Genomic DNA, 11,029 nt, shown 5'->3' on the forward strand with positions numbered 1-11,029 from the left:
GGGGGGCTCGTTTTTTTTAAAACCCCCCCCCGCCCCCGCCCGGGCGCCGTTTTAGCCCTCGTCCGGCCCGGGGGCACCCCCCCCCCACCCCCCCGCGGCGGGGGCGCGGTGGGGGTCCGCCGGACGCTGATCGAGTGGAGTGTCAGGCGGTGAAGGTGACGTCCAGCGCGATCGGGACAGCGGCCAGCGCCTGCGAGACCGGGCAGTTCTTCTTCGCGCCCTCGGCGAACTCGGCGAACTCGTCGGCGGTCAGGCCGGGGACGTTGCCGTTCACCGACAGCTTGATGCCGGTGATGCCCTCACCCGGCTGGAAGGTGACGTCGGCCTGGGTGTCGATCGACGCCGGCGGCTTGCCCGCGCCGGCCAGCGCGTGCGACAGCGCCATCGAGAAGCAGGTGGAGTGCGCGGCGGCGATCAGCTCTTCCGGGCTGGTCCGGCCGTTGGCGTCGTTCGCGCGGGAGGCCCAGGTGACGTCGTAGGTGCCGACACCGGACGACTCCAGGGCGACCTGGCCGGCGCCCTCCATCAGCGAGCCTTCCCAGTGGGCCTTCGCCGTACGAGTGGTAGCCATGCTCGTGTTCTCTCCTTAAGAAGGTTCAGCGGCCGGTCACGTCGATCGCGCCCGGGTAGTTCGGTTCGTCGGTGTTCACCATGCTGTGCGCGGCCATCACCATGTAGGTCCAGATCTGCTCGTCCTGCTCCGGCGTCAGGCCGATCTCGTCGAGCGCGGCGCGCATGTGGCCCAGCCAGCGGTCGCGTTGGGTCGGGGTGACGGCGAACGGGGCATGCCGCATCCGCAGCCGGGGGTGCCCGCGCTGCTCGGAGTACGTCTTCGGACCGCCCCAGTACTGCTCCAGGAACATCCGGAAGCGCACCTCGGCCGGACCGAGGTCCTCCTCCGGGTACAGGGCCCGCAGTTCCGGGTCGGCGGCAACACCCCGGTAGAACGCTGCCACCAACCGGTGGAAGGTATCCGCCCCACCGACGGCGTCGTAGAAGCTCTGCTGCTCACTCATGTCGCGTCTAGTCTCTCAACTGGCCACAACGTGCTTGAGGAGGGCTGCCCGTTCGGCGTCTCCGAGGGCGCGTTTGGCGTGCGTCGCACCGTCCACGGCGACGACCACCGACTCCGCCTTCGCGTACACGTCCTCCGACTCACCACTGCGGTCGACGATCCGCGAGCCGAGGGTGTACGACGACGTACCGACGGAGGCGATCCACACGTCCACGTCGTACGGCGGGTGCCGCAGCAGGATCGGGCGCAGGTAGTCGACCGTCTGGCTGACCAGCACACACGGGTACTGCGCGAAGAAGTCGCCGGTCGTCTCCATCACCTGCCCGAGGAACGCGAGCCGCGCCTCCTGCAGGTAGTCGAAGTACCGCACGTTGTTCACGTGGTCGTACGAGTCGATGTCCGACCAGCGGACCAGGACAGGGTGTGTGTACATCAGGCACCCACCAGCTTGGTCAGGGCCTCGCGTTCGACCGGCGTGATCCGCCGCAGCCGGTTGGCCGTGAAGTCGAACGGGACCAGCCGGGTCTTCGCCTCGACATAGGTACGGCGGTCCGGCTCGACGTCGAGGATCTCGTAGTCGACCGTGAACGACGCGGCCCTGATCTCGCTGATCCACAGCTCGATCCGCACCGGTTCGGGACGGAAGTGCAACGGCGCCCGGTACTGCACCTCGTGCCGAGCCACCAGCAGCCCGGTCTCCAGCGTGTCGGCACCCAGTTCCTTCGCGGTCCGGAACAGGAAATCGACGCGGGCGTCCTGGAGGTAGTCGACGTACCGGCCGTTGTTCACATGGCCCAGCGCGTCCATGTCGCCCCAGCGCAACGGACAGTCGTAGACGTGGCGGTTGTGATGATCCACACCAGGATCATGTCATCCGAAGTACACCTGGCGTGACTGCACGTGGGTAATGTCATGTCCGTCAGACCAGTGGACCGATTGGAGTGGTCGATGACCGAGCAGCGGGTGGCGATCGTGACCGGGGCGGCCCGGGGAATCGGCGCGGCCGTCGCGCAGCGGCTCGCGCAGGACGGCAACGCGGTGGCCGTCATCGACCTCGACGAGGGCGCCTGCGAGGCGACCGTGAAGGCGATCACGGAGGCCGGCGGGTCAGCGATCGCGGTTGGCTGCGACGTCAGCAAGTCCGACCAGGTCGCGGCCGCGATCGAGCGGGTGGTCGCCGAGCTCGGCGCGCCGACGGTGCTGGTCAACAACGCGGGCGTACTGCGCGACAACCTGCTGTTCAAGATGTCCGAGGACGACTGGGACACCGTGATGTCGGTGCACCTCAAGGGCAGCTTCCTGATGTCGAAGGCCTGCCAGGCGCACATGGTCGAGGCCAAGTACGGCCGGATCGTCTTCCTCTCCTCCACCTCCGCGCTCGGCAACCGCGGCCAGGCCAACTACGCCTCCGCGAAGGCCGGCCTCCAGGGCCTGGCGAAGACGCTCGCGATCGAGCTGGGCAAGTTCGGCGTCACCGCGAACGCGATCGCCCCGGGCTTCATCGAGACCGACATGACCGCGGCGACCGCAGCCCGGGTCGGCGTCGACTTCGAGGAGTTCAAGAAGGCCACCGCCGCAAGCATCCCGGTGCAGCGGACCGGCAAGCCGGCGGACATCGCCGCCGCGGCGTCGTTCTTCTGCAGCGAGGAGGCGGGCTTCGTCTCCGGCCAGGTCCTGTACGTCGCCGGCGGACCGCGGAACTGAGGTCCGATCATGGTGCAGACGTTCACGGGAATCGACGAGGTCGTCCACGCGGTCGGCACCCAACTGGGTGAGACCGAGTGGCTGGAGATCACCCAGGAACAGGTGAACCAGTTCGCCGACGCGACCGGTGACCACCAGTGGATCCACGTCGACGTCGAGCGCGCGAGCAAGGGCCCGTACGGCGGGACGATCGCCCACGGTTACCTCACCCTGAGCCTGATCGCGCGCTTCGGCGACGAGCTGTTCAAGATCGAGGGCGTCACCGCCAAGCTCAACTACGGCGTGAACAAGGTGCGTTTCCCCTCTCCCGTACCGGTCGGCAACCGGGTCCGCGCCGGCGCCTCGATCGCCAACGCGGCGCAGACCCCGGCCGGTGTTCAGGTGTCGCTGAACTGGGTCATCGAGCTCGAGAACTCCGTCAAACCGGCCTGCGTCGCGGAGACCGTCGTACTGCTCGTTCCCTAGAGCGGGCAGATCAGTACCGCGTGAGTGGCGATCCGGTGGTAGCCGAGCCACTCGTTGACCGCGAGCATTGGGGTGTTGCCGTCGTAGTTCGCGGTGAACGCGCCGCGGACACCGGCCTCGGCGGCGCCCCGGAGCGCGGCAGTCTTGACCAGCTTGGCGAGACCCCGCCCGCGGTACTCCGGCATCGTGGACGTCATCTTCGACCAGATCATCGTGTGGTCGCCGAGCCCCAGGGTGAACGCGACGACCTCGTCCTGGTAGAGCGCGGCCACGCTCAGGTCGAGGACCGTGTCGGGTGATTCCCACACGACGGCCAGCCACTCGTCGTACGGCCGCGCGGAGATCTTGGCGTCCCCCGGCTTGGTGCGCTGGGCAACCATGTCGGCGGCGTACAACGCCTTCGGTTCGATCTCGGTCGCCGCCACCAGGTGGACGCCGGCCGGAACCTCGGGCAGCTCTGGAGCCTTGCGCGGCTCGATGCCCGCGTAATGCACCTTCCGCGTCTGCCGGTACCCGAACCGCCAGGCCCAGTCGACCGAGCTCGGGTCCGCGAACACTCGCGCGGTCGTCGCCCCGGCCGCCTTCAGGTTCTCGTGCGTTGCCTCCACCAACACTGTGCCGATCCCGCGCCGCCGGTGCTCCGGCCGGACCAGGATCCGCAGCTCGCCGTCCAGCGGGTCGGAGCCACCGAGCAGGCCGGTCGTTGCCCACCCCACCAGCTCGCCGTCGTCGTACGCCGCGAACGTCCCCCGGCCCGGTGCGTTCGGCCTCCCGAGCCGCCGGACCAACGAGGCCCGGGTGGTCACCAGATACGGGACCAGTGCGTCGTGCAGTGCCGCCGCCGCGTCCACATCCCCCGGTTCCGCCGGCCTGATCTCCATCCGAAACTCCTTGGGCACTCCAACAGCGAAGTCCCACGGAACATAACGCCTTTTCAGGTCCGTACCGGAAGGTTCCGGATTACAGCTCTGTCTCAGAGGGTTTTCAGCAGCCCCAGTTCGGTCTGCACCCGCCGGTACCCGAGCCAGTTGTTGATGGCAAGCATCGGCCCGTTCTCGTCGTCGTTCGACGTGTACGCCGCGGTGATCCCGGCCGCCGCCGCGCGGCGCAGCGCGACCGACTTCACCAGCTTCGCGAGCCTCTTCCCGCGGTACTGCGGAATCGTGCCGGTCATCCCCGACCACATCCGGTCGGCGTCGGTCTCGACCACCGTGAACGCCACCACCTCGGCACCCACCATCGCCGCCACGCTGAGCGACTTGTCCATACCCGGGCTGTCCCAGATCTCCGCGAGCCAGTCGTCGTACGTGACCGCGTCCATCGTCGAGTCGCCCGGCTCGTCCAGCGACGCGATCGTGTCCGCGGTGTACAGCGCGTGCGGGTCCGCCGTGTCGAACGCGACCAACTCGATCCCGTCCGGCGTGTCCGGCAGCTCGGGCAACGAGGTCAGGTCGACGCCGGAGAAATGCATCTGCCGCGTCCCGTCGTACCCGAGGTTGCGGGCGAACTCGAGGCCGTCAGGATGCACGAACGCGCGGACCCGCACCGCGCCGACCTCGGTCAGGTGCTGGTGCAAGCGGTCGGCGAGTTCGCTGCCGAGGCCCTGCTTGCGATGGTCGGGGTGCACGAAGATCGTCAGGCCGCTCTGACCCGGCTCACTGGTCCACACGCTCAACCCGGCCGAGCCCCACGCGACGACCTCGCCCTCGCGTTCCGCGACCAGCGGCAGGAAGCGTTCGCCGGGCGACTGCACGGTGATCATGTGCCGCGTCGCCGCCGGAGACATCGCCTTGTACGGGTACACCGCCCGCCGGACGGCGGCCACCGCCTCGGCGTCGTCCGCCACGGCCTGCCGCACCACCGCCCGAGTCGTCATGCTCCCGGACCCTAGCCAGCGGGACCCGCACACGCCACGCATTAACAACCAGCAACGCGATCGCAACAGCGGCGAGAATCACGCGATTCGGTGGTGTAGCGCTGACGTACTAGAGTGACGCGGTGCTGTCGGACTGATCGCCCCGACCGCCGGAAGTGCCATCGTGGTTGTACGCGACGGGGTCACCGGCGGCGGGGCGTCCACGGGGCACTCCAAAGGGCCGTCCACAGGCACCCTTGACCACGCTCCGGCCGCAGGCGTAGACAGCAACCATGTCGATGACCGACGGCGCGGCCGCCGCGCGGATGTTCGCCGAGTTGATGGTGTCCGACGGCCCGCGCCCAGACCTCGCCGAAGCACTGCAACCGTTCGCGCCGCTGATCGGGAGCTGGGACCTCGACGTCGCCTGGTACGACGACAGCGGCGTGGTCACCCGCCGGACCAGAGGTGAGTGGCACTTCACCTGGGCCCTCGACGGCCGCGCGGTCGCCGACATCTGGATCACGCCGAGCCGCGCGGCGCGTGCCACCGACGGCGACGGCGAGTGGGGCCTGTCGGTCCGGATCTTCGATCCCGAACTGCAGGCGTTCCGTTCGACGTGGATGGGTCCGAAGGCCGCTTTCGTGATGCCCTTCATCGCGCACGCGACTGCCGACACGATCACGCTCGAATCGCAGACCGCCCGTACCCGATGGGCGTTCACCGGCATCACCGCGACCGGTTTCCACTGGCGCAACGAGGACGAAGATGCCGACGGCAACGTCACGCTCCGCCAGACGTTCGTGGCGACCCGTCAGCCGTAGGTTTTCACTGCCGCTCTGGCCAGCTCCAGCATCCGCTCCCGCAGGTCTGCCGGTTCCACGACCTCCAGATCACCGGCGAACCCGAGCAGCACTCCGCACGCCGCCTCCCGCACCCGGAAGTGCATCCGCAGCTGCGGCCAGTCGTCGTCAGACGGCACGTCCCGCGCTACCTCGCCCTTGGCCAGCATCGGCGTAGCGATCCGCCGGATCAGCTCCACTCGCTCCGGCCGCACCCGAACCAGTACGTCGACCCCGACCGGCGCCTGCCGCTCCAGCCCCGACCGCAGCCGTTCCCACTCGGCCCGCACGTCCAGCCCGTCGGGCCGCTCCGCCAGCTCGTCCAGAATGTCCACCTGCTCGACCCGAGACACCCGGTACATCCGCGCCGCCCCGCGGTGCGCCGCCACGAGGTACCACCGGCCCGCCTGCTCGACCAGTCCCCATGGATCGACAGTCCGTTGCTGAACGCCCTCACTGACCGACGCGTAGCGCAGTCGCACCCGACGTCGCGTGACCACCGCTTGTCGCAGTACCGGCAAGGCACCGGTGTCCTCGGCCTCGGCGAACCACCGACGCCGGTCGACCACGATCGCGCCGGACAACGCGTCCGCGTCCCCCTGCAGCTCCACAGGCAGCGTTGCCGAGAGTTTGCCCATCGCCGTGTGCAGAGCGTCCTGCAGCCCGAGTTCCTCCGACAGCGCGGCCCGCCCCGACCACGCGAACAGCGCCTGCGCCTCCCGCGGCGTCAGCTCACTCACGTCAGCGCGGTACCCCGGCAGCAGGACACATCCCCCGTTGCGTCCACGCTCGGAGTAGACAGGTACGCCGGCCGCGGACAGCGCCTCCATGTCGCGCATGACCGTCCTGCTCGACACCTCCAGCCGCTCGGCCAGCTCGCGCGCACTCAGTCGCTCATGACGCTGCAGCAACAGAATGATCTGCAACAACCGGTCTGCTCGCACCTTCCCAACAATAGGCTCAATATGCGACAGAAGATGTCTTATATACCCCGCGAGGTTGTCTCCATGCCGGGCGCCGCTGCGATCGCCACGCACGCGTGGGACCTCGCCACGGCCACAGGTCGCCGCAGCGTCCTTGACGACGGTCTGGCGAGTCAGGTGCTCCCGATGGTCCGCCAGTTCGTGCCGGCCGAGCAGCGCGGCGGACACTTCCCGTTCGGCCCCGTAGTCCAGGTGGCCGACGACGCGGCGCCGTACGAGCAGCTGGCCGCGTGGCAGGGACGTCAGGTCTAGACGATCCCGCCGTTCAGCATCAGGCCGCCGTCGATGGTGATGGTCTGGCCGGTGATCCACGACGCCTCGTCGGACAGCAGGAACCACACCAGCGAGGCGACGTCCTCCGGCCGACCGAGCCGCCCCAACGGGTACGTCGACGCGACCTTGTCCTCACGCCCCTCGTAGAGGGCTCCGGCGAACTTCGTCTTCACCACAGCCGGCGCGACGGCGTTCACCCGGATCTCCGGAGCGAGCTCGACGGCCAGCTCCTGCGTGATCCGGGACACCATCGCCTTGGTGGCGCCGTACCACCCGATACCGGGCGACGGCGCCAGGCCGGCCACGGAGGACAGGTTCACGACGGCACCGCCGTGCTCGCGCATCCACGCGTCCCGGCACGCCTTCACCCAGGCGATCGCGGCGAGCACGTTGGTGTCGACCATCTTCGCCGCGACCGTCTGGTCGACATCGAGCAGCTTCCCGTAGACCGGGTTGATCCCGGCGTTGTTCACCAACAGATCCACCGAGCCGTACGTCGCGACGGCGGCCGCGACCACCTGGGTCCGGTGCTCCGGATCGGCGGCCTTCCCGGCCACCGCGAGCGCGTGCTCCCGGCCGCCCAGGGCCTCGACCGCCTGGTCGAGAGTCTCCTGGGTACGGCCGGTGATGACGACCCGCGCGCCATCGGCCACCAGGCGCTGCGCGACCGCCAGCCCGATACCGCGGGACGCGCCGGTGACGATCGCCGTACGGCCGTCGAGGCTCATCAGCTGAGGCGCTCGAGGACGATCGCCATCCCCTGGCCACCACCGACGCACATCGTCTCGAGCCCGAACTGCTTGTCCTCGAACTGCAGGCCGTTCACCAGCGTGGTCATGATCCGCGCACCGGTCGAACCGAATGGGTGGCCGAGCGCGATCGCACCGCCGTGCACGTTCAGCTTGTCCTCGTCGATCCCGAGCTCACGCGCCGAGCCGATGACCTGCACCGCGAACGCCTCGTTGATCTCGACCAGGTCGATGTCGTTGATGCTCATCCCGGCGCGGGCCAGCGCCTGCTTCGACGCCTCGACCGGACCGAGGCCCATGATCTCCGGCGACAGGCCGCTGACTCCGGTCGACACGATCCGCGCCAGCGGCGTCAGCCCGAGCTCACGGGCCTTGGTGTCGCTCATGATCACGACCGCCGCGGCACCGTCGTTCAGCGGGCAGCAGTTGCCGGCCGTCACTGTGCCGTCCGGACGGAACACCGGCTTCAGCTGGCTGACCTTGTCGAGCGTCGTGCCGGCCCGCGGCCCGTCGTCAGCGCTCACCACGGTGCCGTCCGGGAGTGTCACCGGCGTGATCTCGCGCTCGAAGAAGCCGTTGTTGATCGCCTTCTCGGCGAGGTTCTGCGAGCGGACGCCGAACACGTCCTGGTCCTCCCGCGTGATGCCGCGCAGCGTCGCGACGTTCTCCGCGGTCTGGCCCATCGAGATGTAGATGTCCGGGATCTGACCGTCCTGGCGCGGGTCGTGCCAGGTGTCGTTCGTCTCGGCGTACTTCTCGGTCCGCGCCACCGCGTCGGTGAAGACCGGGTTGAACGAGCTCGGGTCGCCGACCCCGGCCGACCCGAAGTTCTTGTACCGCGATACGCACTCGACACCCGCGCTGACGAAGATGTCGCCCTCGCCGGCCTTGATCGCGTGGTAAGCCATCCGCGCGGTCTGCGTCGACGACGCGCAGAACCGGTTCACCGTCGTCGCCGGCGTGTTGTCCCAGCCGAGCTGCACCGCGACCCGGCGGGCCATGTTGCCGCCGTGCTCGTCGTGCGGCTCCGCGCACCCGAGCGCCAGGTCCTCGATCTGGTCCCCGGTCAGACCGACCTTCTCCACGGCCGCCTTGATCATCTGTACGGCGAGGTCGTCCGGCCGGATCGTGGTCATCGACCCCTTGTTCGCGCGGCCGATCGGCGAACGGGCCGTGGAGACGATCACTGCTTCAGGCATGGTCAGTTCCCTTTCAGAGGCCCAGGTCGCGGCCGATGAGTTCCTTCATGATCTCGTTCGAGCCGGCCCAGATCTTCGTCACGCGGGCGTCGCGCCAGGCGCGGGCCACCCGGTACTCGTTCATGTAGCCGTAGCCGCCGTGCAACTGGACACACGCGTCCAGGATCTCGTTCTGCACGCTCGCGCTCCACCACTTGGTCTTCGCCGCGTCGACCGCGGACAGCCGGTCCTCGTCGTGCGCGACGATCGCGTTGTCGACGTACGACTGGGTGACCTCGGCCTTGGTGACCAGCTCGGCGATCAGGAACTTGTTGTACTGGAACGAGCCGACCGGCTGACCGAAGGCCTTGCGCTGCTTCACGTAGTCGATGGTCTCGTCGAGGATCTGCGTCGCGTGCGCGATGTTCGACACCGCGGCGCCGACCCGCTCCTGCGCCAGCCGCTCCATCATGTGGATGAAGCCGCGGTCGACCTCGCCGAGCACGTTGTCGTCGCCGACGAACAGGTCCTCGAAGAAGAGTTCCGACGTACCGGACTCGGTCTGTCCGACCTTGTCGAGCTTCCGGCCGCGGGCGAAGCCGTCCATGCCTTCCTCGACGACGAACAGTGTGATGCCCTTCGCACCCTTCGACGGATCGGTGCGCGCGGCGACGATGACGAGATCCGCCATGTCGCCGTTGGTGATGAAGGTCTTCGACCCGTTCAGCACCCAGCCGCCGTCGGCCTTCTTCGCGGTCGTCTTCAGCGCGGCCAGGTCCGACCCGCCCGACGGCTCGGTCATCCCGATCGCGGCGACGTACTCACCGGAGCAGAACTTGGGCAGCCAGCGCCGCTTCTGCTCCTCGGTCCCCAGGTCCACGAAGTACGGCGCGGCGCAGTCGTAGTGGATGCCGAAACAGCTCGACAGCGAGGCCGAGACCTTCGAGACCTCCTCGGCGAACACCGCGTTGAAGCGGTAGTCGCCGACGCTCGAACCGCCGTACTCCTCGGGCACGTCGAGCCCGAGGAAGCCCTGCTTGCCGGCCTCCAGCCAGGCGGCCCGCTCGATCGTCTTCTCGTCGAGGAACTGCTCCATCCGCGGTACCAGCGAGCGGTCGCAGTACTCCTTCGCGCTGGCGCGGAATGCGCGGTGGTCCTCGTTGAAGATGACGCGATCCATGAGGCCTCCCCAAGGCGTGAGACGGATGGCTAAGCGCTTGCTTAGCTTCACGCGTTTGGTGCAAGGTGTCAACGTGTCCGCAGTCACCAGCCCCTTGGTTTGGGAGCACGTTCAGCCGGCCGCCGCACGCCGCTTGCTGACCGGCGCCGTCGACGCGTTCGCCGAGCGCGGCTACCAGGCAACCACCACCCGCGACATCGCGTCCCGCGCCGGCATGAGCCCGGCAGCGCTCTACGTGCACTACCCCTCGAAGGAGCGCCTGCTCTTCGAGATCAGCCTGTACGGCCACAACGCGGCCCTCGAGGTACTGCGATCCGCGGACACCGGCGCGACTCCGGCGGACCGGCTGCGCTCATTGGTCGCCGCCTTCACCTCATGGCACGCGGAACACCACACGATCGCCCGCGTGGTGCAGTACGAACTCGCGGCGCTCTCCCCCGAGCACCTGGCCGAGGTCGCGACCATCCGCCGCTCCATCTCGCGGCAGATCGAGCAGGTGCTCGCGGACGGGGTGAGCGCGGGTGACTTCGCAGTGAGCGACCTGCCAGGCACAACGCTCGCCGTACTCTCGCTCTCGATCGACGTCGCCCGCTGGTACACCCCGCACCGCGGCGACCCCGCAACCCTCGGCACGCTGTACGCCGACCTCGCGCACCGAATGGTCCAGGCATAGCAAAGACCCCGCACCCACCGGCGGTTTCAAGGGGTCGTCGCAACACCGCCTTGGGTTCTAGGTGGTGAGTAGATCACGCAAACGCTCGGCTGGGGTGTCCCAGTCGAGCGTT

Annotated in this window: 15 protein-coding genes; 5 read left to right on the forward strand and 10 right to left on the reverse strand. The window is 68.6% G+C overall.

The annotated features are described in order from the left end of the window. Window positions 1–142 precede the first annotated feature (142 nt). The 4 genes from ACWGID_RS41245 to ACWGID_RS41260 are packed head-to-tail and all read right to left on the reverse strand — an operon-like array spanning window position 143 to window position 1,873. Complete coding sequence (locus ACWGID_RS41245) at window positions 143–571, reverse strand: OsmC family protein (protein WP_452204877.1); 429 nt, start codon at window positions 569–571, stop codon at window positions 143–145. Between the two features lie 25 nt (window positions 572–596). Then, a complete protein-coding gene (locus tag ACWGID_RS41250; RefSeq protein ID WP_387783927.1) occupies window positions 597–1,016 on the reverse strand; it encodes a globin in 420 nt (139 codons plus the stop codon). A 15-nt stretch (window positions 1,017–1,031) separates the two neighbouring features. Then, window positions 1,032–1,448, reverse strand: coding sequence for an acyl-CoA thioesterase (locus ACWGID_RS41255; protein WP_452204879.1), 417 nt, complete (start codon window positions 1,446–1,448; stop codon window positions 1,032–1,034). Further along, window positions 1,448–1,873, reverse strand: a complete 426-nt coding sequence (locus ACWGID_RS41260; protein ID WP_452204881.1) for an acyl-CoA thioesterase — start codon at window positions 1,871–1,873, stop codon at window positions 1,448–1,450. Before ACWGID_RS41260 ends, ACWGID_RS41255 begins: the two co-directional genes overlap by 1 nt. Before the next feature lie 90 nt (window positions 1,874–1,963). Between ACWGID_RS41260 and fabG the strand changes: the two genes are divergently transcribed. Together fabG and ACWGID_RS41270 are read left to right on the forward strand one after the other, a co-directional pair. Next, entirely contained in the window at window positions 1,964–2,719 is a 756-nt protein-coding gene (gene fabG / locus ACWGID_RS41265; protein ID WP_452204882.1) for a 3-oxoacyl-ACP reductase FabG, read from the forward strand. Window positions 2,720–2,728: 9 nt separating this feature from the next. Then, window positions 2,729–3,184 (forward strand): MaoC family dehydratase, encoded by a 456-nt coding sequence (locus ACWGID_RS41270; RefSeq protein ID WP_452204884.1) that lies wholly within the window; start codon window positions 2,729–2,731, stop codon window positions 3,182–3,184. Here the strand turns inward: ACWGID_RS41270 and ACWGID_RS41275 are convergent. Both ACWGID_RS41275 and ACWGID_RS41280 read right to left on the reverse strand, forming a co-directional pair. Beyond that, on the reverse strand, window positions 3,181–4,065 hold the full coding sequence (locus ACWGID_RS41275; RefSeq protein ID WP_452204886.1) for a GNAT family N-acetyltransferase: 885 nt from the start codon (window positions 4,063–4,065) through the stop codon (window positions 3,181–3,183). The two genes, ACWGID_RS41270 and ACWGID_RS41275, sit on opposite strands and share 4 nt — an antisense overlap. A gap of 92 nt (window positions 4,066–4,157) precedes the next feature. Continuing rightward, entirely contained in the window at window positions 4,158–5,060 is a 903-nt protein-coding gene (locus tag ACWGID_RS41280) for a GNAT family N-acetyltransferase (protein WP_452204888.1), read from the reverse strand. Between the two features lie 272 nt (window positions 5,061–5,332). Here ACWGID_RS41280 and ACWGID_RS41285 point away from each other — a divergent pair, with 272 nt between their 5' ends. Next, complete coding sequence (locus tag ACWGID_RS41285) at window positions 5,333–5,863, forward strand: hypothetical protein (protein ID WP_452204890.1); 531 nt, start codon at window positions 5,333–5,335, stop codon at window positions 5,861–5,863. Here ACWGID_RS41285 and ACWGID_RS41290 read toward each other — a convergent pair. Continuing rightward, complete coding sequence (locus tag ACWGID_RS41290; protein ID WP_452204892.1) at window positions 5,854–6,825, reverse strand: helix-turn-helix transcriptional regulator; 972 nt, start codon at window positions 6,823–6,825, stop codon at window positions 5,854–5,856. The genes ACWGID_RS41285 and ACWGID_RS41290 overlap by 10 nt on opposite strands. Window positions 6,826–6,888: 63 nt before the next feature. Here ACWGID_RS41290 and ACWGID_RS41295 point away from each other — a divergent pair, with 63 nt between their 5' ends. Continuing rightward, a complete protein-coding gene (locus ACWGID_RS41295) occupies window positions 6,889–7,116 on the forward strand; it encodes a hypothetical protein (RefSeq protein WP_452204893.1) in 228 nt (75 codons plus the stop codon). Here ACWGID_RS41295 and ACWGID_RS41300 read toward each other — a convergent pair. The 3 genes from ACWGID_RS41300 to ACWGID_RS41310 are packed head-to-tail and all read right to left on the reverse strand — an operon-like array spanning window position 7,113 to window position 10,244. Continuing rightward, window positions 7,113–7,865 (reverse strand): SDR family oxidoreductase, encoded by a 753-nt coding sequence (locus ACWGID_RS41300; RefSeq protein WP_452204895.1) that lies wholly within the window; start codon window positions 7,863–7,865, stop codon window positions 7,113–7,115. The two genes, ACWGID_RS41295 and ACWGID_RS41300, sit on opposite strands and share 4 nt — an antisense overlap. After that, entirely contained in the window at window positions 7,865–9,085 is a 1,221-nt protein-coding gene (locus ACWGID_RS41305) for an acetyl-CoA C-acetyltransferase (protein ID WP_452204897.1), read from the reverse strand. The genes ACWGID_RS41300 and ACWGID_RS41305 overlap by 1 nt, the downstream gene beginning before the upstream one ends. 13 nt (window positions 9,086–9,098) lie before the next feature. Then, window positions 9,099–10,244 (reverse strand): acyl-CoA dehydrogenase family protein, encoded by a 1,146-nt coding sequence (locus tag ACWGID_RS41310; protein ID WP_452204899.1) that lies wholly within the window; start codon window positions 10,242–10,244, stop codon window positions 9,099–9,101. Between the two features lie 73 nt (window positions 10,245–10,317). Between ACWGID_RS41310 and ACWGID_RS41315 the strand changes: the two genes are divergently transcribed. After that, entirely contained in the window at window positions 10,318–10,917 is a 600-nt protein-coding gene (locus ACWGID_RS41315) for a TetR/AcrR family transcriptional regulator (protein ID WP_452204901.1), read from the forward strand. Window positions 10,918–11,029 lie beyond the last annotated feature (112 nt).

It is taken from the genome of Kribbella sp. NPDC054772, assembly GCF_053611945.1.